This window comes from Prosthecobacter vanneervenii (assembly GCF_014203095.1).
In the GTDB taxonomy this organism is placed as follows: domain Bacteria; phylum Verrucomicrobiota; class Verrucomicrobiia; order Verrucomicrobiales; family Verrucomicrobiaceae; genus Prosthecobacter; species Prosthecobacter vanneervenii.
The window spans coordinates 1,130,645-1,154,251 of the sequence record NZ_JACHIG010000001.1 but is presented as its reverse complement, the minus strand read 5'-3'; the positions used below and the strand labels follow the sequence as shown (position 1 = coordinate 1,154,251).

22 protein-coding genes and 1 tRNA gene are annotated in these 23,607 nt (G+C 63.0%); 16 read left to right on the top strand and 7 right to left on the bottom strand.

Annotated elements, in window-relative coordinates:
- Positions 1–68: 68 nt before the first annotated feature.
- Complete coding sequence (locus HNQ65_RS04500) at positions 69–1,592, bottom strand: MFS transporter (RefSeq protein WP_184338272.1); 1,524 nt, start codon at positions 1,590–1,592, stop codon at positions 69–71.
- Positions 1,593–1,897: 305 nt separating this feature from the next.
- Between HNQ65_RS04500 and HNQ65_RS04495 the strand changes: the two genes are divergently transcribed.
- The 3 genes from HNQ65_RS04495 to HNQ65_RS04485 all read left to right on the top strand — a co-directional run bounded on the left by HNQ65_RS04495 (position 1,898) and on the right by HNQ65_RS04485 (position 5,017).
- Positions 1,898–3,976 (top strand): penicillin-binding transpeptidase domain-containing protein, encoded by a 2,079-nt coding sequence (locus tag HNQ65_RS04495; protein ID WP_184338271.1) that lies wholly within the window; start codon positions 1,898–1,900, stop codon positions 3,974–3,976.
- A 43-nt stretch (positions 3,977–4,019) separates the two neighbouring features.
- Positions 4,020–4,445: a DUF6941 family protein gene (locus tag HNQ65_RS04490; protein WP_184338270.1), complete on the top strand. Its 426-nt coding sequence runs from the start codon at positions 4,020–4,022 to the stop codon at positions 4,443–4,445.
- A gap of 92 nt (positions 4,446–4,537) precedes the next feature.
- The gene (locus HNQ65_RS04485; protein WP_184338269.1) at positions 4,538–5,017 is read left to right on the top strand and encodes a hypothetical protein; all 480 of its coding nucleotides are present in this window, start codon (positions 4,538–4,540) and stop codon (positions 5,015–5,017) included.
- On the opposite strand, the gene HNQ65_RS04480 is transcribed toward HNQ65_RS04485, so the two are convergent.
- The gene (locus tag HNQ65_RS04480) at positions 4,983–6,803 is read right to left on the bottom strand and encodes an exosortase/archaeosortase family protein (protein ID WP_184338268.1); all 1,821 of its coding nucleotides are present in this window, start codon (positions 6,801–6,803) and stop codon (positions 4,983–4,985) included. The two genes, HNQ65_RS04485 and HNQ65_RS04480, sit on opposite strands and share 35 nt — an antisense overlap.
- An 89-nt stretch (positions 6,804–6,892) precedes the next feature.
- On the opposite strand from HNQ65_RS04480, the gene HNQ65_RS04475 reads away from it, so the two are divergent.
- Positions 6,893–8,011 (top strand): hypothetical protein, encoded by a 1,119-nt coding sequence (locus tag HNQ65_RS04475; RefSeq protein ID WP_184338267.1) that lies wholly within the window; start codon positions 6,893–6,895, stop codon positions 8,009–8,011.
- A gap of 54 nt (positions 8,012–8,065) precedes the next feature.
- Positions 8,066–9,268 (top strand): glycogen synthase, encoded by a 1,203-nt coding sequence (gene glgA, locus HNQ65_RS04470; RefSeq protein ID WP_184338266.1) that lies wholly within the window; start codon positions 8,066–8,068, stop codon positions 9,266–9,268.
- 846 nt (positions 9,269–10,114) lie between these two features.
- On the opposite strand, the gene HNQ65_RS04465 is transcribed toward glgA, so the two are convergent.
- From HNQ65_RS04465 to sucC, 3 genes are all read right to left on the bottom strand, one after another.
- Complete coding sequence (locus tag HNQ65_RS04465; RefSeq protein ID WP_184338265.1) at positions 10,115–11,044, bottom strand: amidohydrolase family protein; 930 nt, start codon at positions 11,042–11,044, stop codon at positions 10,115–10,117.
- Between the two features lie 112 nt (positions 11,045–11,156).
- Positions 11,157–11,624: a pentapeptide repeat-containing protein gene (locus tag HNQ65_RS04460; protein ID WP_184338264.1), complete on the bottom strand. Its 468-nt coding sequence runs from the start codon at positions 11,622–11,624 to the stop codon at positions 11,157–11,159.
- A gap of 84 nt (positions 11,625–11,708) precedes the next feature.
- Positions 11,709–12,893 (bottom strand): ADP-forming succinate--CoA ligase subunit beta, encoded by a 1,185-nt coding sequence (gene sucC / locus HNQ65_RS04455; RefSeq protein WP_184338263.1) that lies wholly within the window; start codon positions 12,891–12,893, stop codon positions 11,709–11,711.
- 136 nt (positions 12,894–13,029) lie between these two features.
- Between sucC and trmD the strand changes: the two genes are divergently transcribed.
- The 3 genes from trmD (at position 13,030) to HNQ65_RS04440 (ending at position 15,268) form a co-directional block, all read left to right on the top strand.
- Positions 13,030–13,713 carry a tRNA (guanosine(37)-N1)-methyltransferase TrmD gene (trmD, locus tag HNQ65_RS04450; RefSeq protein ID WP_184338262.1) on the top strand — a complete coding sequence of 228 codons (684 nt, stop codon included), beginning with the start codon at positions 13,030–13,032 and terminating at the stop codon, positions 13,711–13,713.
- A gap of 165 nt (positions 13,714–13,878) precedes the next feature.
- Positions 13,879–13,969, top strand: a tRNA-Ser gene (locus HNQ65_RS04445).
- Positions 13,970–14,206: 237 nt separating this feature from the next.
- A complete protein-coding gene (locus HNQ65_RS04440; RefSeq protein ID WP_184338261.1) occupies positions 14,207–15,268 on the top strand; it encodes a hypothetical protein in 1,062 nt (353 codons plus the stop codon).
- A 283-nt stretch (positions 15,269–15,551) separates the two neighbouring features.
- Here the strand turns inward: HNQ65_RS04440 and def are convergent, their stop codons facing one another.
- Entirely contained in the window at positions 15,552–16,115 is a 564-nt protein-coding gene (def, locus tag HNQ65_RS04435; RefSeq protein ID WP_184338260.1) for a peptide deformylase, read from the bottom strand.
- A 97-nt stretch (positions 16,116–16,212) separates the two neighbouring features.
- Here def and HNQ65_RS04430 point away from each other — a divergent pair, with 97 nt between their 5' ends.
- From HNQ65_RS04430 to HNQ65_RS04415, 4 genes are all read left to right on the top strand, one after another.
- Positions 16,213–17,454 carry a nucleoside permease gene (locus tag HNQ65_RS04430; protein WP_184338259.1) on the top strand — a complete coding sequence of 414 codons (1,242 nt, stop codon included), beginning with the start codon at positions 16,213–16,215 and terminating at the stop codon, positions 17,452–17,454.
- Positions 17,455–17,467: 13 nt separating this feature from the next.
- Positions 17,468–18,100 (top strand): hypothetical protein, encoded by a 633-nt coding sequence (locus HNQ65_RS04425; protein WP_184338258.1) that lies wholly within the window; start codon positions 17,468–17,470, stop codon positions 18,098–18,100.
- Between the two features lie 152 nt (positions 18,101–18,252).
- The gene (locus HNQ65_RS04420; protein ID WP_184338257.1) at positions 18,253–19,581 is read left to right on the top strand and encodes a dipeptidase; all 1,329 of its coding nucleotides are present in this window, start codon (positions 18,253–18,255) and stop codon (positions 19,579–19,581) included.
- 82 nt (positions 19,582–19,663) lie between these two features.
- Positions 19,664–20,524, top strand: a complete 861-nt coding sequence (locus tag HNQ65_RS04415; protein ID WP_184338256.1) for an EF-hand domain-containing protein — start codon at positions 19,664–19,666, stop codon at positions 20,522–20,524.
- Positions 20,525–20,880: 356 nt separating this feature from the next.
- Here the strand turns inward: HNQ65_RS04415 and HNQ65_RS04410 are convergent, their stop codons facing one another.
- Complete coding sequence (locus HNQ65_RS04410) at positions 20,881–21,696, bottom strand: sugar phosphate isomerase/epimerase family protein (protein ID WP_184338255.1); 816 nt, start codon at positions 21,694–21,696, stop codon at positions 20,881–20,883.
- 111 nt (positions 21,697–21,807) lie between these two features.
- Between HNQ65_RS04410 and HNQ65_RS04405 the strand changes: the two genes are divergently transcribed.
- The 4 genes from HNQ65_RS04405 to HNQ65_RS04390 all read left to right on the top strand — a co-directional run bounded on the left by HNQ65_RS04405 (position 21,808) and on the right by HNQ65_RS04390 (position 23,589).
- Positions 21,808–22,098 carry a type II toxin-antitoxin system Phd/YefM family antitoxin gene (locus tag HNQ65_RS04405; RefSeq protein ID WP_184338254.1) on the top strand — a complete coding sequence of 97 codons (291 nt, stop codon included), beginning with the start codon at positions 21,808–21,810 and terminating at the stop codon, positions 22,096–22,098.
- A gap of 13 nt (positions 22,099–22,111) precedes the next feature.
- On the top strand, positions 22,112–22,360 hold the full coding sequence (locus HNQ65_RS04400) for a hypothetical protein (RefSeq protein ID WP_184338253.1): 249 nt from the start codon (positions 22,112–22,114) through the stop codon (positions 22,358–22,360).
- A 65-nt stretch (positions 22,361–22,425) separates the two neighbouring features.
- A complete protein-coding gene (locus tag HNQ65_RS04395) occupies positions 22,426–23,133 on the top strand; it encodes a DUF1573 domain-containing protein (protein ID WP_184338252.1) in 708 nt (235 codons plus the stop codon).
- Positions 23,134–23,151: 18 nt separating this feature from the next.
- Complete coding sequence (locus tag HNQ65_RS04390) at positions 23,152–23,589, top strand: rhodanese-like domain-containing protein (RefSeq protein WP_184338251.1); 438 nt, start codon at positions 23,152–23,154, stop codon at positions 23,587–23,589.
- The last annotated feature ends 18 nt before the right edge of the window (positions 23,590–23,607 follow it).

Below are 23,607 nucleotides of genomic sequence, written 5' to 3'. Positions count from 1 at the left end.
CCGCTAGACTTGTCCCGTGGGTTGCATGACAGATTGATGGTGAATGGAGATTGGGCGCGCAACCCCCATCAATGATCCGCGATCGCCACGGGCTTGTAGCCGCCTCTGGCCTTGAACCAGAGGAACATGCCGAGGTAGCACACCAGCATGAAGCTGGGGAGGATGGCGATGGTGGTGAAGACGCTGCGTTTGCTGGCGGCCTGCACGGTTTCCAGCTCCTGGCGCTGGGGGTCGCTCAGGGCTTTGATCTTCTCCTGATTGAGCGTGGGGGCGCTGCCAAAGATGCCTGCTTTGGGCTCTCCTTTGATCTGCGCGTAGAGCGCGGTGTGGGCCGGGGCGGAGAGGCGGTGGTCCATGTCGTGGTCCTGCTTGTGGCCGATGTAGGGGCCGCCCAGCACGCCCAGGAAGAGCACGCCCACGGCGGAGACGCCATTGAGAGTCAGCGCGCCGCCTTTGGGAAACTGCTCGGCAGTCAGGCCCAGGGTGGTGCTCCACAGGAAGGTCTTGCCCAGCGCATAGACGGTGGCTGCGGCCAGGATGACCCAGCCGACGGAATTGGAGAGAAACACCAGCCCGGTGATGGCGATGGCCGCGCTGATGACGAGCAGCCCGATGGGCGAGAACCGATGCACGATGGGGCCTGCGTAGAAGCGCATCACGGTCATGAGCACGGACACATACACAAACACCCAGGTGCCAAAGTTCGGGATGTCAGGCCCGCTGAGCTTCAGCAGCTCGGGCATCCAGCCGTCGGTGCCCAGCTCGGTGGTGGCCAGCGGCCCGATGGTGATGAGCACGATGATGAAGAGCCAGTTTCCCAGCGCCCCGGTGTACACGCCAGCGGCCACACCCAGCGCCACGCCTGCGGCCACGGAGGCCAGCAGGGAGGCCTCATACCCCAGCAGCTGCACCACGGCGCAGTAGGTGAAGGTGCCGATGATGAAGAAGCCCACCGCGCCCACTTCCTTGAGCATGTCCCGGTAGCTCACGCCGGCGGCCACGCGCTCATTCACCGGGAAGCTGCGCGGCAGGATGAGCAGGGTGTAGAGCACCACGGGGATGAAGCACAGCGCAAAGCGGAACTGCCACACGGCGGAGAAGAAGAGCTTGGTATCTGGCAGCAGCGCGCAGAAGAGCGCACCCAGCGCCATGCCTGCGGGCCATCCGGCGTGCAGGATGTTCAGCCATTTGGATTTGTTGTGGCTGAAGGCGGTGGCCACCACCGGATTGATGAAGGACTCCACCGTGCCATTGGCCACGGCCACGAGCAGGGAGCTGAGGTAAAAGCTGTAAAAGCCCGAGGCTTTGAGTGTGAGCACCAGAGACACCACATGGCAGGCGGCGGCAAACAGCGCCACCAGCTTGTAGCCCACGCGGTCGATGATCAGGCTGAAGAAGATGATGCTCAGCGCAAAGGGCCACATGCCCGCGCCATTGATCAGGGACTTCTCGGACTCGGAGAGGTTAAAGCTGCTCTGCAGCTCGCCGATGGTGGCGGCGCGCACGCCAAAGACAAACGAGGTGGCGACCAGGGCGATGAAGCAGGCCCAGAAGAGTTTCATGTCGGCCTTGCCGGTGGGGGTGTCAGTCATGGTGTGGTGCGGTGGTTGTCTTTGAGAATCTTCCTCCTCCTCTTCCTCCTGCTCCTCCTCGATTAAAGCGCGGGCTTCAGCAGAGGTGGGAAGCGAGGTGAAAAGGGCTGGGGCAGGTGAAAGCGCGCAGATTCCAGCAAAAGCGGCGCGAATGCGCAATTTCTTTCTCAGACTGACGCGTAAGAACTTGTGGCTGCATCTTGCCTCCACCCCCGACCTCCGGCTTGACGCCATGGGCGCGGGGCCGCATGTTCGGGCACGCCTTTTGGCCTTTTCGTGCCTGCGGCGGTCTGCCATCTCCCCCCATGCTTTTTTCGTATGATCTGACCCCGTCGCGCACGCTCAGCCGGTCTCTGGCGGCGGGTTACTGTCTGCTGGCGCTGGCACCGCAGGTGCTGGCCCAGGCCCCGATGGCGCTCAAGGCGCAGCCCGTGATTTCCGAAGAGGACGAGGCCAAGAAGGTCAAACCCGCCGCAGTGGAAAAGCAGGACCTCCAGGCCTCCTGGCGCACCGAGACCCAGGCGCGCGCCCTCACCCTCAGCGTGCCCGCCCCGCGCGGCCAGATCGTGGACCGCCACGGCATCCCGCTGGCGCAGAACCGGGCGGCCAACTACCTCGCGCTCGTCATGCCGTATCTGGACAAAGCCAGCGATGCCGAGATCACCGCCTTTGCCCGCAGCACCATCGCCAAGGTGAACCAGGCCCTGGGCAAGAGCTGGTCCCTGCTGGATGACAAGGTGCTCATGCACTACAAGCACCGCCGCTGGCTGCCGCTCGTCTTCTCCGTGGAGGAGGGGCTGAATGTGGAGATCACCCCGGACATGGAGGAAAAGCTGAAGCCCCTCCTGGGCAGCACGCTGGTGCTGCAGCCCGCCTACCTGCGCCATTACCCCCAGGGCGGCACGGCCTGCCACATCATCGGCTACACCGGCAAGACCCGCCCGCTGCCCACCGGCCCCATCGTGGATGGCGACCCCGTGTTTGAGGAAATGGAAGGCCGCGAGGGCATCGAGAGCGCCTTTGACAGCGACCTCAAAGGCCAGGCCGGCATTGTGAACGTGCTCTTCAGCCCCGATGGCAAGCGCCTCTCTGAAGACGTGCGCCGCGTGCCCAGCCCGGGGCACAACGTGGTGCTCTCCATCGACTACAACTTCCAGAAATACGCCGAAAACGCCCTCAAAAAGCACACCACCGGCGGGGCCATGGTCATCATGGACGTGGCCAATGGCGACATCCTGGCCATGGCGTCCAATCCCGGCTTTGACCTCAATGAATTCGTGCCCGGCATCCGCCAGAAACGCTACGACGAGCTGACCAAGGACCCCCACCTGCCGCTCTACCCGCGCTCCTTCCGTGGCGAATACCCGCCCGCCTCCACCTTCAAGATCGTCACCGCCCTGGGCGCGCTGGACAGCGGCAAGGTGGACGCCAAGACGCAGTATGACTGCCCCAACGCCATGGAGATCGGCGACCGCGTGTTCAAGAACTGGAACAAGGAAGGGGAGGGCAGCATGAACGTGGTCAGCGCCATCAAGCGCTCGTGCAACACCTGGTTCTACCGCGCCGCGCTGGAGGCCGGGGCCGACTACATCACCAACATGGCGCTGCGCCTGGGCTTTGGCGAGCGCACCGGCATCCCGCTCAAGGCGGAGGGGGAGGGCTTTGTGCCCACCAACAGCTACCTGCTCCAGCATCGCGGCCACAAGATGCTCCCGGGGGATCTGGCCAATGTGGCCATCGGCCAGGGCATGGTGCTGGCCACGCCGCTGCAGGTCTGCCAGTGCATGGCGGGCCTGGGGGACGGCACCCGCATTCCGCAGCCACGCCTCGTCCTGCAGGTGCAGGACATGGCAGACCGCGTGGTGCAGGCCTACGAGCCCAAGGACCGCAAGCGCATCGACCTCAATCCCGACCAGCGCCAGACCGTGATCAGCGGCATGGTGGCCGTGGTGAATGGCGGCGGCGGCACCGGCCACGCCGCAGCCATCAAGCAGGCGGAGATCGCGGGCAAGACGGGCACCGCGCAGTGGCGCATCAACAAGGATCAAAACCTCGCGTGGTTCACCGGCTTCCTCCCGGCGGGCAAGCCCATGTTTGCCTTTGCCGTCGTCTATGAGGGCGAGCCCGGAGAGGACATCAGCGGTGGCAAAAAAGCCGCGCCGATCGTGAGCGAGGTCTTCACCAACATCTTTGAAAAAGCCCCGGCAGACGACCCCATGCTGAAGGCGGTGAAAGATGTGCCCAAGGCCCAGATGGTGGATGAGTCCACCGGCCCGTCCAAAGACGATCAGGAGGTGCGCACCGCGCGCCCTGCCACCCAGGCAGCCCCGCCTCCGCAGCAGAAGGGCATCGGCGGCTTCTTCCGCCGTCTCTTTGGCCGCTGATCCCTCCCGCTCCCACGCCATTTCTCACTCCCTCCCGCTCCACATGACCATCCAGCTCGCCGCTGTCTGTGACTTTGCTGACGACTATCAGGGCAAGCTCTGCGTCATCGGAGCCTTTGACACGCTGTGCTCACCCTCATTCCCCGTCGTGCATCCGCAGTGCTCCATCGCCCTGCGCTTCGTCTTCACCGCCGATGATGTGGGCAAGCACGAGTTCGTCATCCGCTGCGTGGACCCTGAAGGCAAGGAGTGCCTGCCGCCCGTGCCGGTGCAGATGGAGGTGGCGTTTCCTTCCGCCTTCATCCCCTTTGTGTCGCGGAATGTCGTTTACTCCCTCCAGCGGCTCAAATTCGACCGCCAGGGCCTCTACCGCTGGCTGGTGCAGCACGGGGAGGACACCGTGGCCAGCATCCCGCTGCGCGTCACGCTCTACGATGAGCGCCGCTCCGCCACCGGCCCCGCAGGCTAGGGCAGGGGAGTTTGCCGTACTGTCGCCAGCCCGGCGGCGGTTTCAGGTCGTAATCTCAAAGTGCCTTTTCTCCCTTCACCCACCCCACCCGCATGATCACGCCCACGCCGCAGACCCACACCGCCAAAGGCACCCCCGCAGGCTGGCCCGTGCGCCAGCTCTCCGTGTTTCTGCACAACCGCGTCGGCGCGCTCATGTCCCTCGTCAAGCTGCTCACGGAGCACCGCATCGAGGTGCTGGGCCTCTCCTTGCAGGACAGCACGGAGCTGGCGCTGGTGCGCCTCATCCCCAGCGATCCCGAGACCACTGAGCTGCTCTTCATTGAAAAGGGCATCCCGCATGTGGTCTTCCCCGTCACCGTGGTGGAGCTCAAGCAGACGGACCACTCCCTCGTGCACGCGCTCTCCGCCCTGCTCAGCGCGGAGGTGAACATCGACTTCTCCTACCCCCTCTTTGTCCGCCCTGCCGGGAACCCCTTGTTTGTCCTCCACCTCGACTCCCCGGAGGTGGGTGCCGAGGTGCTCAATAGCGCCGGATTCAAGGTGCTGACGCAGGAGGATTTGAGCCGCTGAGCTGCTGCCACTGCTCGCGGGTCAGCATGAAGGTGGGGGCCAGCTTGGAGATGAAGGCGCGCCCGTCCTCCATGGCGGTCAGCTCCTGGATGGGGTCCTCCTGCCCCACGGTCTGCTCTGGCAGCGGCACAAAGATGGAGGCCATGGCCCAGCGGTGCTGGATGTTGCGGAAGACGGCGTCGTAGTAGGAGAGGAAGACGTGCTCGTAGTGGTCGGCGCAGGTGACGCCATCGGAGCCGATGTACCAGTAGAAATTCAGGGCGCGGGTGCGCACGCGCAGGCCGGGCTTGGGCTCCACATCACGGAAGATGCGCATCATCATCATGTTGATCGTGCGGCCGTCCTCCATGACCAGCGGGATCTGCATGCGGTCCGTCACGGTCCAGCCTTGGTTGGGCAGGCAGACCTCCGGGCGGTGCAGGCTGCGCTTTTCAAAGCCGCTGAGGATCACCGTGGCCATGATCTGCCGGCCCGTGGCTGCGGCATACACATTGCGCGCCAGTTTCACCCCCTCGTCCAGCAGGTTCTTTTCCTCCGGCGTCATGTCATACTCGCGGCCCTGGTAGTCTCCCAGAGAGAGCGGGAGCAGGGGCCCGCGCGGGGTCTCATCCCGCAGGCGCACGCCCGGTGCCGCCACATGAAAGCCCACATCCGTGCAGGCGCACACAGCCAGCGTGGCCAGCGGCAGCACCACGGCTGCCGCCAGATGCCGCAGCGTGCGCTCCGGTGCCAGGATGGTGCTCCACGTGCCGCCAGCGCCCGCAGGCGTGCCATGGCGGCGCAGGTTGGACTTCATCTCCCGGCCCTCAAACAGCCAGCACAGCATGAACATCCCGGCCAGCGCCACGCCAAACACCGCAAACCCGGCAAAGGTATGGAAAAAGGACATCTCCTGGTGGTCTTCAAAATGCCGCCCCACGGCAAACTCCTGGCCAAAGCTCAGCGTGCCCCACACCAGCAGCAGCAGGCGCACCACATTCCCCGCCACCGCCAGCGGCACGGAGCACAGAAAGAGGATGAACCGGGAGCGCGGCCGCCGCAGCGCCAGGTAGCCCAGCAGCGCGGAGATCATCATGAGCGCAAAGAGGGAATTGATCCCGCTGCACTTGGCATCCACATCCAGGCTGAAGGCATCTCCCACATGCGTGCCACGTGCCGCATCGGGCGCAGACTGCAGGGCCGAGCCCTCATTCAGCGCCGGGGTGCCCAGCACGCGCAGCACCCGGGCTGCCATGGAGGCCGTAAAGGGGCGCAGCGGGGAGGCCACGGAGTCCTCCAGCGGCTGCATCGGCCAGGTGAAAAACAGGAACAGCCACGCAAAGAAGAGCGTGCGCATCCACTGGCGCCCCGCCACCAGCAGGATGCCGCCCGCCAGCACCAGCTGCACCGCCAGAAAGCCCGGGTAGCCCGTCGTGGCCTTGTAGCCGATCCAGTAGGAAAACAGGCCCGCCGCCAGCACCGGCAGCCCCAGCCAGGTGCCCTGCCACGGCAGCCGCCGCAGCTCATCGCGCCGCAGCCACACCAGCCAGCCCACCAGAAACGGCACCAGCAGGCAGAACTGCCAGTCCGCGCGCTTGCTCACCCAGCGGGCCCAGCCGATCAGGATGCTCTCCCGCTGGTCGTAGTCCCACTGCTGATAGGGCCACACCAGAAAGAGCACCACCAGCAGCGCTGGCAGGCCCCACACCGCCACCCGGCGCAGCATCTGCGGCTGCATCAGCGGAGAGGGGCGGCCTTCTGCCGCAGCGGGGTTCATTTCAGGTGTGCAGGTGGATTCTGTTGCCATGACATGGGTTGACGGAGCAAGGCTGCCCCTGTTTGTTAGTTCTGGCAACATTCATCGCGCAACGCCAACGTCGCACATCCTTCTTCTTCATGTCAGAACCGCTTTCCCCCACGCCCTCCAAGACCGTCGATGATGTGGAAGACGAAGACTCCCAGGAGGCGCTGCTTTTTGCCCGCTGCAGCACCCCGGCGGAGGGTGCCGCGAAAACCGCCGCGCCAGCCGAGAGCCCTAAGCGCTCTCAGTCCCGCGAGTCCTCCAGTTCCTCCAGCCAGCGCCGCTCCCAATTCACCGGGCGGCAGCTTCTCATCACGGCTCTCATCTCCCTCGTCACCTCCGTCTGCATCGGCGTCGTGCTTCTGATTATCGGGGTGGGGCTCAGCAAGGGCCGTGCCGCCAAGACCGGCAGTACTTCAACCACCGCCGCACCTGCTGCGGCTGCCTCCACCGGCTCAGAGAAGACTCTGCAGGAGACGCTGGCCAAAGCCAACGAGCAGATCGCCTCCCTGCAAAAGCAGGTGGACGTCATGCGCCGGGAGCAGCTGCTCACCCAGCAGAACACCCGGCAGTCGCTGGAAAACATCTCCGCCACGCTGAAAAACCCCCAGCTCGTGCCTGCCGCCCCCGCCACCACCACGGGAGTGCCCGGTGTCTCGCGCATGGCCGATGCCAAGCTCGAAGTCTCCCCCACCCAGGAGGAATTCATCCAGCTCAAGGAGCGCAACCGCCTCACCCAATACGCGGACGAAGCCATCGCCAACGGCGAGCGCCGCCCTCTGGAACTGCTGGTGGAGTACATGCGCGACCCCCAGCTCCCTCATTTGCACGATGCCGCCAAGGCTGAATTCATGCGCGCCTTGCGTGCCATCCAGATCCTCCAGCGCGAGGACCCCCGCTACCGCCTCCCCGTGGCGGAGCTCTTCAAAGGAGACGCCAGCATCCGCGACGAGGCGGACATCTCCCCCGAGGCCCTGCTCAAGCTCCTGGCAGACCACAAGCAGCCCTGGGAGGTTCGCCTGCGTGTGTGCTTCCTCCTCATCAGCAGCCCGCTGCCGCAGACCAACGCCGCCCTTATCAAGGCCATCAAGGAAGACCCCTCCCTCGATGTGGCCAAGCACGCCCAGCTGGCCCTGGAGCAGCGAATCAAAATACGCTTCCGCTTCTTCGACATTCCCGCGATCGAGGAATGGTTCCAGTCGCAGGAAAAATAACCCTCTTCACGCCCTCGGACCGCATCTGGGCGCACGCCTCCACCTTCTCCCCTCATGAAAGCTCTTTTCCTCACCAACGAATACCCGCCCCACATCTACGGCGGCGCCGGTGTTCACGTCGAATACCTCACCAAGGAGCTGGCCAAGCTCATGGACGTGGACGTCCGCTGCTTTGGCGACCAGGACAGTCATGAGGGCAGCCTCAAGGTCAAAGGCTACGGACTCGACACCACCGGCTGGGACAGCCCTCTCAATCTGAAATCCGTCTTTGGCGCAGTGCAGCGCTGCCTGGACTTCAACACCAGCGGCATCGATGCCAGCCTCGTGCACCTGCACACCTGGTATGCGCACTTTGGCGGCATCCTGGCCAAGCTGAACTACGGCGTGCCCATGGTGCTGACCGTGCACTCCCTGGAGCCCCTGCGCCCCTGGAAGCGCGAGCAGCTCGGCCACGGCTACGACTTCACCGTCTGGCTGGAAAACACCGCGCTGAAAATGGCCGATGCCATCATCGCCGTCTCTGAAGGCACCAAGGCCGACCTGCTGCAGCATTTCGATCTCGACCCGCACAAGATCCACGTCATCTACAACGGCATCGACCTCGCCGAATACCGCCGCACCGAAGCTCCCGACGTGCTGCGCAAGCACGGTGTGGACCCCGACAAGCCCTACGTCCTCTTCGTCGGTCGCATTGCCCGGCAGAAGGGCATCGTGCATCTCGTGCGCGCCATCCAGCATCTGGACCCCGGCTTCCAGGTCGTGCTCTGCGCAGGCGCTCCTGACACCCCCGAGATCAAGGCCGAGATGGAGGCCGCCGTGGCCGAGGCCAGCAAGTCACGCCCCGGCGTCATCTGGGTGCAGAGCATGCTGCCTGTGCAGGAAAAGATCGTCATGTACTCGCATGCCGAAGTCTTCTGCTGCCCGTCCATTTACGAGCCCTTTGGCATCATCAATCTGGAAGCCATGGCCTGCGAGACCGCCGTGGTGGCCAGCGCCGTGGGCGGCATCAAGGAAGTCGTGGTCGATGGAGAGACCGGCATCCTCGTGCCGCTGGAGCAGCAGACCGAGAGCCCTTTTGAAGCGCTGCATCCCGACAAGTTCGCCAAGGATCTCGCCGCTGGAATCAACAAACTCATGGCCGATCCCGCCCTCCGCCACCGCATGGCCCAAGCCGGACGCCAGCGCGCCGAAGACCACTTCAGCTGGAAGAGCATCGCCCGCAAGACCCACGCGCTGTACAAGACGCTGGCGGGGTGAGGCGCACAGCTCCGCGAAGCCGCAGCGCTATTTGGCGTGCGGTCGCGGAGGGAGGCACAGCTCGTCCTTCCTAGCTCGGAGAGCGAAGGGGGAAACGCAGCTACCGCTTTGATTCGTTCGGCTCCGCAGGCCGCCTTCGCGCTTTCGCAGCAGGATATGGAGTGCGGTCGCGGAGGGAGGAACGACCGCAGCTACCGCTTTCCGTGGGCGAGATGGCTGGCTGATATCACAAGATACCCACAGGCAGCCTCTCTGCGGTTCTCGTGAGGTCCAAGGCACTCGCGTGCCGACGATCCCACGCCCACCGCGAGACGCTCGAAAGCGGTAGCTCCGATGCAGGCTTGCGCCGTGCATCTGCGCGACCGCATTGATTGATTCGCTGCGCTCACCCTACGGGCTCCTTTCAGTCGTCTGTCTCCGCTTCGGTTCCAAGTTCGTCTTTGCGCTTTCGCAGCAGGATATGGAGTGCGGTCGCGGAGGGAGGAACGACCGCAGCTGCCGCTTTCCGGAGGCGGGACGGCTGGCTGATACCACAAGATACCCACAGGCAGCCTCTCTGCGGCTCTCGTGAGGTCCAGGGCATTCGCGTGCCGATGATCCCACGCCCACCGCGAGACGCTCGAAAGCGGTAGCTCCGATGCAGGCATGCGCCTCGCATCTGCGCGACCGCATTGATTGATTCGCTGCGCTCACCCTACGGGCTCCTTTCAGTCGTCTGTCTCCGCTTCGCTTCGGCTCGCTGCGCTCACCCCTTCGGGGCAGCCTGCGGCTGTCTATTTGACTTCGTCTATCTCCACTTCGTTCCGGTTCCGCTTCGCTACGGTTCCAAATAGGCCAGCATGCCGCTCACCCCAGCCGGAAGAGCTTGCGTGAGTTCTCAAACAGGATCTTGCGCTCCACGGCTTTGCTGGGGGCCAGCTTGCGGATGGCGGCGAGTGTTTGCGCGCCCTGGCAGCCGGGGCCGCGGCCCAGGTGGTCGGCGCAGTCGCTGCCATAAAGTATTTTGTCCTGGTGGCGCTCAAAGAACTTGGTGGTGTGCTCTTCATCACGCGTCAGCGCCAGCAGGCCGCTGCCGGCGGACATGTCGGCATACATGTTCGGGTAGTCTGCCAGATAGCGGTCGGTGATGCCTCCTGGGGTGATCTTGCCCTTCGGGTAGTTCACCTTCTGATCGTGATTTTTGTCGATGTTTCCCCAAAACGCCTGCGCATGCCCGATGAAGTTCGTCTTGGGAAACTTCTCCAGCATGGTGTGAAAGCGGTCGTAGCCCAGGTTGTACGTCAGGTGCTGGAAGTGCAGCAGGATGGGCACGTTGTATTCGCCCGCCAGCGCATACAGTTTCTGACTCTCAGCGGAATCACACTGCACCATGAACTTCTGCTCGCCGATCATGCACGCGCCCTGCTTGAGCCAGGCCTCGATGGCGGCGGGTGCGCCCTCCAGATCGGTGACCTCGTTCGCGGCCCAAAGGTAGGCTCCGGGGTGGGCTTTGGCAAAGTCTCGCGCGGCCTCGGTGGTGGCGCATTGCGCGGCCAGTCCGTTTGACTTTCCATGATGGGTGGACTCGCGGTCCACATACGTGCCTGCGGGCAGGATGATCGTGGTGGTGATGCCCATGGCCTCCTGATGCGTCAGCAGATGCTCGTCCGCGCGCTTGTGGTAGTTCATGTGCTGGTGGATGTCGATCACCGGCTCCGTAGCAGCAGGCGTCTGCGCCAGTCCGTGGGTGGTGAGTGCGGCGATCCCGGTGCTGATAAAGGTGCGGCGTGAAGTCATCCAGCCACTACGCCTTGGATGCGATGACCTTATCAGCCGCCGGTAGATGGCCGCAAAGAGGCGCAAAAAAGCTCAAAAAGGGGAAGGGGAGGGGGCGGCTGTGGCTGCCAGATCACACCAGCCCCTGCGTGTCCGCCAGCTTGGCGCCTGCGCGCAGCATGCCAGCTTGCGCAGCGCCGGTCAGATTGGCGGCGATGAGATCGGCGTCGGTGAAGTCGGCGTTGGTCAGGTTCGCGCCCTGCAAATCGGCACCGGAGAGGTCCGCGCCGCGCACGTTGGCTCCGCTGAGATTGGCCTTTTTCAATGACACACCACCGAGGTCGGCACCGCTGAGGTCCGCGCCGCTCAGGTCGGCCTCGTCAAAGTTGGCTCCGCTGAAATCTGCGCCGGAGAAGTTGGTGCCCACCAGCGTGGCTGCGGTGAAGGTGGTGCCCACAAACTGGCCCCTGGCCAGATTGACTCCGCTCAGGTCGGCCCCGGAGAGGTTCATTCCGGTTTCGTCGATCTTGCTGCCGCTCGCGCCTCCGCTGGAGATCCATCTGGCATGTGCGGCGATTTCTTCGATGGTGATGCTGGCCATGGTGGCTAAAGAAAAACCCGATTTACGAGGCCGTAAACCGGGTTTTCAGATTTGTTGGTCAGCTCAGAGGCTGCACGTGAGGCATCAGCCGTTCACGGCCGCCACGATCTTCTGCGCAGCATCCGTCAGGTCGCTGGCGCTGGTGATCTTCAGGCCGCTGCTGGCCAGGGTGGCCTTGCCAGCTTCGACGTTGTTGCCTTCCAGGCGCACCACCAGCGGGATGCTCAGGGACACTTCCTGCGCTGCGGCGATGATGCCGGTGGCGATGATGTTGCAGTCCATGATGCCGCCAAAGATGTTCACCAGAATGCCCTTCACATTCGGGTCACCCAGGATGATCTTGAAGGCCGCAGTCACCTGCTCCTTCGTGGCGCCACCGCCCACATCGAGGAAGTTGGCAGGCTCGCCACCGTGGAATTTGATGATGTCCATCGTGGACATGGCCAGACCGGCACCGTTCACGAGGCAGGCGATGTTGCCGTCCAGACCGATGTAGTTCAGGCCGTACTCGCTGGCGGCCACTTCACGGGGGTCTTCCTCCGTGGTGTCGCGCATGGCGGTCACGTCCTTCTGGCGGTAGAGGGAGTTGTCGTCAAAGTTGAACTTGGCGTCGAGCGCCACGAGCTGGTCGTCATCCGTCACGGAGAGGGGATTGATCTCCACCAGGGAGCAGTCGCTCTTGAGGTAGAGGTTCCACAGGGCGGTGAAAAGCTTCACGGCCTGGTTCATCAGCGCGCCGCGCAGATTGAGGGAGGCGGCCAGCTTGCGGCACTGGTAGCCCTGCAGACCGATGGCGGGATTGATGAATTCCTTGGTGATCTTCTCCGGGGTCTTCTCGGCCACTTCTTCGATGTTCATGCCGCCTTCCGTGGAGGCGATGATGGCGTGGCTGCTGCTCACGCGGTCAAACAGGATGGCAAAGTAGTACTCCTTCTTGATGTTCACGGACTTGGCGATGAGCACCTTGCTCACCAGCTTGCCTTCGGGGCCGGTCTGGTGCGTCACCAGCGTCTGGCCCAGCATCTTGCCGGCGATGTCTTCCGCTTCTTCAGGGGTGTTGATCACATGCACACCACCTTTAAAGCCGTTCTTGAAGGTACCCTTGCCGCGTCCACCTGCATGGATCTGCGCCTTCACCACCAGGCCAGCCTGACCGATCTCGCGTGCGGCGGCTCCTGCTTCAGCCGCCGTGCTGGCGACGATTCCTTTGGGACTGGCGACGCCGAATTTTTCAAACAGCTGCTTGGCTTGGTACTCGTGGATGTTCATGTGGGAGATTGGATAGGGGTCCCGCGATAGTAGGAGTGCCACCCCCAGCGTCAAGGCGCATTCCCGCAAGTGTGCGAGAATGCGGCGCTTGCCCTATGCCACGGCCTGCGGCATAGCGCATTTCACTGCTTTTTTTATGCGAATCGATGTGCTCACGCTTTTCCCGGAACTCGTCACCGTGCCCATGGGGCTCAGCATGATGGGGCGTGCCCAGGAAAAAGGCGCGCTTGATCTCCAGGTGCACGACCTGCGCGAGCACGGGCTGGGAAAGCACCGCCACGTGGACGACACGCCCTATGGCGGCGGCCAGGGCATGGTCATCCGCCCGGAGCCTGTGTTTGAGGCGCTGGACCGCATCGACACGCCGCAGGCGCGCATGATTTACATGTCACCTGCAGGCCGGCGCTTTGATCAGGCCACCGCACGCCGTCTCGCCGCCGAGCCGCATCTCATCTTTCTCTCCGGCCATTACGAGGGCATCGACCACCGCATCATCGAGCACTGGGTGGATGAGGAGATCAGCCTGGGCGACTACGTTTTGACCAACGGAGCCATCGCCGCCGTGGTGGTCATGGACGCCATCGTGCGGCTGCTGCCCGGTGTGCTGGGAGATGAGATGAGCGCGGTGGAGGAGAGCTTTGGGGAGAGCGGCCTGCTGGAGGCCCCGCAATACACCAAGCCCGCCGAATACCGTGGCCTCAAAGTGCCTGACACCCTGCTGAGCGGCAACCACGCCAAGATCGCCGCGTGGCGCGCCGAGCAGGCGCTGGAGCGCACGCGTGCCAACCGGCCCGATCTGCTCCCGCCTTCCAGCCGGTAAAAGCAAACGAGCAAGAATGCCGGGAAGGGGAGTTTGCTGCCACGGCATGCGTCTTCAGAAAAGCATCTGCGTTTAGTTGCATTTTCGTTTGACGATTCGCCACGCCGCACGCTAAATAGGCCCTCCGCTGGCCGAACGGCTGCGGAAACAATACAACTGAGTTTTGGTGAGGTGGCTGAGTGGTCGAAAGCACATCTTTGCTAAAGATGCGTAGCCTTAACAGCTACCGAGGGTTCGAATCCCTCCCTCACCGCCAGTTGAATTTGGAGCCTCGCTTTTTGAGACCAAACACCACCCTCACTCACATCACGGCACTGCTGTGTCCGGCTGCGGAGGGCAGGATCTGCTGATGGGGGCCTCACGCGCATCCGAGCCTATAGGTTCCACTTTTCATGCAAAGATTTGGCTTAGGCTGCGCGTTTCTGCGTGCCCGGCTGCGCTGCGGCGCCGAAAGACCTGCGCTCCCTGCTTTTTCCCAACCTCTTCATCTCCAATGTTTTTGACAAGAAGTGTCTGTCTTCTCCTGCTGCTATGCACCTGCCTGCCAGAGCTGAGCATGGCTGTGGAGGACCCGAGTCTGGGAGAGCGCTTTTTGACCACCATGGGGCTGCATCGCCTGGCAGATATGATCGCCACGGACAGTGACCGCCTGTCATCAGCCATCCACGGCGTGCTGAAGATCAAGTCGGCCAAAGAGCAGCTCACCAAGGACGGGCGCGGGGTGGAGAGACGGGAGCTGGAGATCGCGCTGCAGGGCAACGCCAAGGCCGCTGCTGCGGACAAAGTCACGCTGACCTACCTCGGAGAGGAGCACGACCCCCAGGGGCTATCGGCGGGAAACATCACTCTCTTTGACCGGCTGCAGCACCATCGCTGGCATGACGCCCCCGGAGAGGTGATGATCCTGCACAAGAAGATCCCGGCGCGTGTGGGGGAGGACTTTTCCCCCAAGGTGCTCAAGCTGCCTGCGGGCACGCTGAAGTGGGTGGCTGCCACACTGGAGAGACGCCGCCAGCATGCCGAGTGGTTTACGCAGGCGGAGAATCAGGAGGCTGCGGCCAGGGCCATCACTGCCGAGATGAAAGACGCGAACCCGCTCTGGACGCTGGTGCTGCGCATGTGGCTGACATCTCATGGGCACGAGCAGTTTGCCCATGAATGGGCGCCAGAGACCGGCGCCCAGGTGGCGGACTACGAGGCCGCTCTGGTGCTGCACATGCTCTCCTGCCACGAGAAAGCGCAGCCGCACTTTGAGGCGCTCATTGAAAAATCACAGCGTCAGGCCGTGACCGCCGGTGGTCTGGCGCTGGGCGCGCTCTGCGCCTGCGTGAGCTGCGAGCACGGGCTCATGTGCTGGTACCAGTGCGAGTTTGTGCACCCCAAGACTGGCATGAGCTGGGAGGACTGGAATGAGCTGGCACCCGCCATGCAGATGTGCCCGCCCTACGGCCTGGCCTGCCGCCTCAGCCTGGCGCACCGCCAAAAGCCCCATGCCCCCGGCCATGAACTGATGCACCGCGTGCTGGCGGCGATGAGCCTGGTGGAAAAGGAATAAGACATGCCCGGGTGAGAGCGGTGTGGTTGCGCGTCTTTCGCGAGACGCAGCCGCGTGGATCCAGCGTGAATTTGGAGTGCGGTTGCGGAGCGAGGAACGAGCACAGCTACCGCTTTCGAGCGTCTCGTGATCCAGACCTGCCTTTGAGCGTTTCATCTCTCGCAAGACTCCCTGCCCACGGATGTTTCTGGGTGCTTGCTCCTTCAACCTGCCTGCGGAAAGCGGTAGCTGCGATGCAGGCCTGCGCCTTGCATCTCCTGACCATGTCCAAAGAGCGTGGGGGCTACTCGTCGTCTTCTTCCCACTCCTGCATCAGGCGGGCCAGCTTGCGCTTCATTCCTACTTTCGCCACCGCATTGAGGCGGTCGATGAAGAGGATGCCGTTGAGGTGGTCGATCTCGTGTTGAAAGGCGCGTGCCAGCAGGCCGTCGGCCTCCACGGTTACGGTGCTGCCGTCCAGGGTGGTGTAGGTCACCTTCACCTCGCTGGAGCGGCGGATGTCTCCGCGCAGGCGGGGGAAGCTGAGGCAGCCCTCTTCGCCGATCTCCTTGTCCTTGCCGAGCTCGAGCACGGGATTGAGAAACACGATGGGCATGTGCTGCACCATGTCCACCTTCTCGCCGTTCACCTTCATGTAGGTGAGGCAGTCGGGGTTGTGGGAGACATCGATGACGGCCAGCTGCACGTCCACAGCCACCTGCGGTGCGGCCAGGCCCACGCCATTGGCTTCCTTCATGGTCTCCAGCATGTCCTCCGCCAGGGTGCGGATTTCGGGCGTGACCTCGGTCACGGGACGGCATTTGGCGCGGAGCACCGGTTCAGGATAGCGGACAATTTTACGTACCATATGCCTCCCTCATATCATCGGGTTTTCCCAGGCTCAAGCTCCGGAGTGGTTTTGTCCTTGCCAAGGTGTGGCGCTCTCCCTAGCCTCGCGCCCACTTATGAAGTCACCCGCCGCCAAGAAGCTGTTTGTCATGATGATTCTGGAGTTTTTCATCTGGGGGGCGTGGCTGCCGCTGATCTGGGGGTATATGGGCAAAGACGGCCTCAACTTCACCGACACCCAGGTGGCGCTGGTGGGCACGGCCTTTGCGATCGCGTCTGTCATCGGCATCTTCTTCAGCAATCAGTTCGCCGACCGCAGCTTTGCGGCGGAGAAGTTCATGGCCTTCAGCCACCTTGTCGGCGGCGTGTCCATTCTGGCCATGTACTGGGTGAAGGATTTCCCCACTTTCTTTGCCCTGATGCTGGTGCACTCGCTCTTTTACGTACCGACGATCTCCGTGGCCAACTCCCTTGCCTTCACGCACCTGCAGAATGCGCAGAAGGAATTTGGACTGGTGCGCATGGGCGGCACCATCGGGTGGATCCTGGCTGCATGGCCGCTCTATTTCATCCTACAGGGCAAGTCGGGGGTGGAGGCAGTGACCGCCAGCCGGAACATCTTCCTCGTTTCAGGCATCTCCTCGCTGGCGCTGGCCTTCTTCAGCCTGAGCCTGCCACATACGCCGCCAAAGCCTGCGGCGGAAGGGGAGAGCAAGCTGGCCTGGCTCAGCGCCTTCAAGTTTCTGGGGCATCCCTACCTCCTCGTGCTGTTCATCGTGACATTCATCGACTCGACCATTCACAACGGTTACTTCCTCATGGCCGGTGGTTTTCTTGGCAGCAAGGCCGTGGGCATCAAGCCTGAGTGGATCATGCCCGTGATGAGCATCGGCCAGATTGCAGAAATCCTCACCATGGCGGTGCTGGGCGCCGTGCTGGCACGCCTGGGCTGGAAGACCACCATGACGCTGGGCATCCTGGGCCACGCGGCGCGCTTTGCGGTTTTTGCCTTCATGCCGGCCAATCAGACGATGATCATCGCCGTGCAGGTGCTGCATGGCATCTGCTACGCCTTCTTCTTTGCCACTCTCTACATCTTCATCGACGCCGCCTTCCCCAAGGATGTGCGGGCCAGCGCCCAGGGGCTCTTCAATCTCCTTGTGCTGGGGCTCGGAGACCTCGCCGCCAAGTGGATTTTCATCCCGCTGCAGGGCAGCCTGACCGCTGCGGATGGCACGGTGAATTATCGTGAGCTCTTCCTCTGGCCCACCGGATTTGCGCTGGTGGCGACGGCGCTGCTTCTCGTTGCCTTCTGGCCGCCGAAGGAGCTCTCCTGCAATGTCGAAGTGAAGCACTAACCCTTCTCCTCTCATGAAGCCCCGCCTTCTTCTCTGTCTCCTGCTCGCTCTCAACACAGCGCATGCGGCGGAGAAGAAGCCCCCGAAGGCCATGCGCCTGAAGGGCGATGTCATTCTGGCCGATGACTTCAAGGCGGAGAAGCTGGATGAAAAGTGGACCTTTGCCAAAGGCGAGGAGGCTGCGAAATTTGAGATCGCCAACGGCGCGCTGCTCATGGATCAGGCCGCAGCGAAAGGGGCCGTCATCTGGCGTGCCTTTGACGCTCCGGTGGAAGACGCCTCCATCCAGCTCCTGGTCAAGCCCTGGGCCTGCACCTGGATTGCCTTCGGCTTTTATACCCCCGGAGAGCGCCCCGGTGCGCAGCGCAAGATCAACATCGCCCTGACTCCGACCGGCGTGGTGGCCGTGCGCGATGTGGAGAGCCAGACCAATCTCAAGGCCGCCAACACCCGAGCCGACGCCGCCAAGGAATGGCAGCGCGTGGCCTTTGAATCCAAGGGCGACAAGATCACCATCCTGGTGAACGACCAGGCCGTGATCGAACTCAAAACCGAACTCACCCAAGGCCCCAAGGCCGGCGTGCTGCTGAACCTCTACGGAGGGAAGGGCAGCGTGGACGAGGTGGAGGTGAAGAAGCTGAAGTGAGCATGAAGGAATCGTCCTCGTCCTCCTACTCGAACTCGTCCTCGATCAAAACGCATCTTCATGCGTAAAGTGATCAATATAGTGGCAAGCTCCGCAACAGCGCAGCCTTCCATCATCGTTTTCTTTTCACCATTCATCCGTCATTCCTTCCCATGAATCCTCCCGGCCTCGACCATCTCCTGACCTGCCTGCGTTTTCCTTCTGTCTCCACCGACTCCACTCGCCGTGCTGATACACGGGCCTGTGCGGAGTGGCTGCTGGCGCATCTGCGCTCCATGGGCCTCAGCGGTGCTCTGCACGAGACGCCCGGGCATCCGGTGGTGCTGGTGAAAAACAAACACATCCCCGGCCGCCGCACCGTGCTGCTCTACGGGCACTACGATGTGCAGCCTGCCGAGCCGCTGGCGGAGTGGAAGACGCCCGCCTTTGAGCCCACCATCCGCGATGGCCGCATCTACTGCCGTGGCGCCACGGACAACAAAGGCCAGCTCATGGCCCATGTGCAGGGCCTCGCTGAAACACTGGCTCAGCATGCCGACCTGCCGGTGAATCTGACGCTGCTCTTTGAAGGTGAAGAGGAGATCGGCAGCCCGAATTTGAAGCCCTTTCTGCAGCAGCATCGCGATGAGCTGAAGTGCGATGTGGTGGCCATCTCAGACACCGGCATGGTGGCTCCCGGCGTGGGCACCTTCACCTACGGCCTGCGCGGCATCGCCTGCATGGAGGCACGCATTCACGGCCCCGCGATCGACCTGCACAGCGGCATCTTTGGCGGTGCCATCGCCAATCCTGTCACCGCTGCCGCACGGCTCACCGCCACGCTGCACGATGACGAAGGACGCGTGATGATCGGTGGCTTTTATGACGGCGTGCGCCCCGTGCAGGACTGGGAGCGCAAGGCATGGAATGAACTGGGAGATGGCGACGCCGAGATGCTCGAACTCACCGGCTCTCCTGCACTCTTTGGCGAGCCCGGCTACACCGAGCGCGAGCGCCGCTGGGCACGGCCCACGGCAGAGGTGAACGGCATCGGTGGTGGTTATCAGGGAGAGGGTTCCAAGACGGTCATCGGCCGCGAGGCGTTTGTGAAGCTCTCCTTCCGCCTCGTGCCAGACCAGCATCCAGATGTGATCCTGGAGCGCGCCGCAGCGCATCTGCGTGCGCATCTTCCCAAAGGCGTGCGCCTTGAGATCAAGCCCGGCCACACCGGCATGCCCTACATCATGGATCCGCATTCACCGCTGGGCAGTGCGGCGCAGCGTGCGCTGAAAAAGGTCTTTGGAGACAAGACCGCGCTTATCCGTGAAGGCGGCAGCATCCCCATCGTGCAGGCGTTTAAAGACGTGCTGCACGCCGACACGCTGCTGCTCGGGCTCGCGCTGCCAGACTGCCAGGCGCACGCGCCGAATGAGAACTTCCCCATCGACAACTTCATTGCCGGTGTGCGCCTCAATCAGGCGCTGCTGTCGGAGCTGGTGTGAAAAATTTCCGCAAACTGTGCAACCATTCCAGCACCGCCTTGTTTGAGTCGGCGTGCTTTCACTAACCAAACTCACGCACGACATGAAACTCAAAAAAACATTCCTCTGCGGGTTCAGTCTTCTGAGCCTTGCCTGCCTCTCCATCGCGCAGGATGCGCCCAAAGGCCCGCCGCCTGACGGTGCTCCTCCGCCTCCTCCGGAAGGCGGTGCTCCCGGACGTCCTCCGGGTGGACCTGGCGGCCAGCAAGGAGGCCCTGGTGGTGGAGACCCCGGCGCACGCATTGCTGAATTCATCAAGCGCGCCGACACCAACGGCGACGGCAAGATCAGCAAGGAAGAATTTGAAGCTCTCGGCAAAAAGGAAAGCGAAGAACGCTTTGGCCGCATGGACGCCAACAAAGACGGCGTCGTGGATCAGGAAGAGATCGGCAAGATGATGCAGATGATGCGCCAGGGCGGCCCCGGCGGTCAGGGCATGCGTCGTCCGGAAGGCGGCCCACCCGGCGGCCCAGGAGGACCTCCTGGAGAAAACGGTGGCGGCTTCCGTCGCCCCCCAGGTGCTGAAGGCGGCTCTCCCGGTGCGGCTGGTCAGCCGCAGGGCGGACCTCCGCAGGGTGGCCCAGGCATGCGCCCTGAGGGCGAAGGCCAGGGCGGACGCCGTGGCGGCATGGGTGGAATGTTTGACCCGAAGGAAGCATTCAAGCGCATGGACACTGACGCCAACGGCACTCTGACCGAAGAAGAGTATGCCAAGGGCGTGGAAAAGATGCGCGAGATGTTCCGCGGACGCGGTGGTCAGGGTGGCCCTGGTGGCCCTGGCGGCATGCGCCCCGCTGAAGGCGGTCCCGGAGGCCCCGGCGGTCCTCCTCAGGGTGGCAATGGCGGCTTCCGCCGTCCGCCCGTGGAAGGCGACGCCCCGGCTCCTGACAAGCCCAAGGAGTAAGCCCGGTTTTTCAAACGGGTAGAATCAATCACTCTCTCCTCACGCGGGATGGTCTCAGGACCATCCCGCTTTTTTGTGCGGGTTCCAAATCGTTATCACGGGGCATGGCCCTATTTGGAGTGCGGTCGCGGAGTGAGGCACGAACGCAGCTACCGCTTTGCGACGGCGGGACGGCTGGCGGATATCTTGGGGCGATGAGAGGCAGAGACTCTCGCGATCAATGAGACGTTCGCTCGTCGCTCGATCCACGCACGCCACGAGACGCCCGAAAGCGGTAGCTCCGATGCAGGCTTGCGCCGTGCATCTGCGCGACCGCACTCCAAATCACGTCTCGTTCATTGCTCCTGCGTGCACCATCACACACCCATCACCTGCTTCAGGTACTGGATGCTCTGGCGTGCGATGGTGGGGGCATCGGGCGTGTAGTCAAAGACCTCCACGCTCAGGTAGCCGTTGTAGTTCGTCTCGCGCAGCGCGGCGATGATGGGCTCATACTTCACCTCGCCCTGGCCGGGGCCGCGGAGGTTGGGGTCGTTGGTGTGGAAGTGCACCGTCCACTCCTTGCTGTCGCGGATGATGTCGGGGATGGATTTGCTCTCATCGCTCATCGCCTTCACGTCCAGGTGCAGCTTGCAGGAGGGGTGGTCCACCAGCTTGCAGAGGCGGATGGTTTCCTCGGCGGTGTTCAGGAAGTTGGTTTCCTTGCGGCCCAGCGGCTCCATGGCGATCACCACGCCGTACTTGCCGCATTCTTCGGCCACCTCGCGCACGCAGTCGGCGGCGCGCTTGAAGGCGTCCTCGTAGTTCCACTCTGGCAGCACATTGCGCGCCTTGGGGCTGCCCCAGACCATGATGCGGCCGCCCGTGGCGCCGCAGAACTGGGCCAGATGACGGCCAAACTTGGCCGTCTCCTTGCGCTGCAGCGCATCCGGCGTGGTGATGTGAAACCACGAGGGCTTGGTCAGCAGCCAGTGCAGGCCCAGGATTTCGAGGCCGAAGGACTTGGCCTTGGCGCAGAGCGCCAGAGCCTCCTCCACCGTCAGTTCACGCGGGTCCTCTTTCAGCGTGAAGGGGGCCAGCTCGATCGCGTGGTAGCCCGCCGCGGCGGCGTCCTCGCACATTTTTTCAAAGCTCCAGTTCTGGTAGGTCTCGTTGCAGATCGCGAATCGCATAGGCCCGCAGAGTGGGCAGGGGGCGGCATCGCGTCAACAGGTGAGGTGTGCTGTTGGGGGTGAATATTTGCTCGCATCTCCGTCGTGTTTGCGGCATCTTTCTACATGAGCATGATCACGCTGACTCCCACGAGCGCTCGTTCCAATTTGTCCCGGCTGCTGCGCCGTGCGCTCAAGGGCGACGACATTGGCATCGTGGTCGATGGAAAGATCGTGGCGCTGAGGCCCATGCAGGTGGAGTCCACCGACTATGCTGCGCGCGAGTATGGAGCCACGGGGGATGATCTCGCCGTCTTTGCTAAAAAAGTTCATGGCAAAATCGAAAAAGAACGGAAAGCCGGAAAGCTCGCCAGATACACCGGAGACATCGAAGCCCTCGTTGCAGGCAAGAGTCACCTATGATCTTCTGGAGCAGTTGCGCCGCCGAACCAAAGCCGAGCGCAAGATCATCGGCGAAGCGATGAACTCGGTGCTTTCCGCCTGGGGGCGTCCCCACCTGCACTCAGGCATCAGCATTCGACGGCTGACGAAGGATATCTTTGAATGCCGTGTGGGGCTGGATGAAAGACTGGCATTTGTCTTTATCGCCACGCCTCCGGAGCTGGTGTTCTTTTTCATCGGAAATCACGACGAAATCCAGAATCTCATCCGTTCCCGGCGGTAGGGCAGGGGGCGGCATCGCGTCAACAGCCCTTGCATTCCGGGGGGCGGGATGTGCTATATTTCCAGATGAAAGCCAGCTGCCTCTCCCTCCTCCTGCTAGCCCTCGCCGCCACCGTGCATGCGGAGCTGAAGCTGGACGTGCCCGCCATCGAGCTCAAACCCAAGCCCGAGGACGAGGAGGTGGAGACCACCTTCAAGTTTCGCAACACCGGGGACAAGCCGGTCAAGATCCTCGGCATGGAGAGCGCCTGCAGCTGCCTGAGCGCCGAGCTAGACAAGGCCGAGTACCAGCCCGGAGAGGTGGGCACCGGCCGCGCCTCCTTCAAGGTCTCCACCTTTGTGGGCAGGCATGAAAAATTTGTCACCGTCAACACCGACAACCCTAAGCAGCCCGACTGGCAGGTGAACTTCATCCTCGACGTGCCGGCCGTGGTGGACATCAAGCCCAAGAACCTGCAGTGGTTCATCGGCGACGAGCCCACCAAGAAGGCCTGCCTCGTGCAGTTTACCGGAGACACACCCACCAAGATCCTCAAGATCACCCCCACGCGCGAGAACGTGGAGTTTGACTGGAAGGAGATCAAAGAAGGCCGGGAGTACCTCATCAACGTGAAGCCCAAGACCACGAAGGATGTGACCATGGGCGCGCTGAAGATTGAAACAAACAGCCCCATCGCCAAATACCGCTATCAGCTCGCGTTCTTCAGCATCACCCGCAAGCCCGAGCCTCCGCCTGCCGCCACCGCCGCCGCGCAGCCGAAGGCCGACAAGTAAGCTGCAACAAGCTGCGCCATGTTTGCCGCCATCCGTCAGGCTCTCTTCCTGCTCCTCCTCGCCTCTGCTGCGGCGTGGGCTACTCATGTGTGGCATCCGCGCGCACCGGCGCTCCATCTGGTGCAGGAACCGCTGCGGGATGATGAGGTGTCCATGGCCATGATCCAGAGCCGCTGGCAGGGCCGCGTGCTGTGGATCGACGCCCGCTATCAGGAGCAGTATGACGAAGGGCACATACCCGGCGCGGTGCTCCTCAACGAACAGCACTTTGACCAGCAGCTCTTTGGCCTGCTGGACACGCTGCAGACCAACACACTGCCGATCATTGTCTATTGCAACGCCGCCAAGTGCGATGCCAGCCGCCACATCCTCGAGCGCCTGAAGCAGACGCTGCCGGTGGAGAAGGGCTTTGTCCTCAAGGGTGGGTGGAATGCCTGGAAGCAGGCTGCAAAATGAGGCGGGTATTGGAATTGA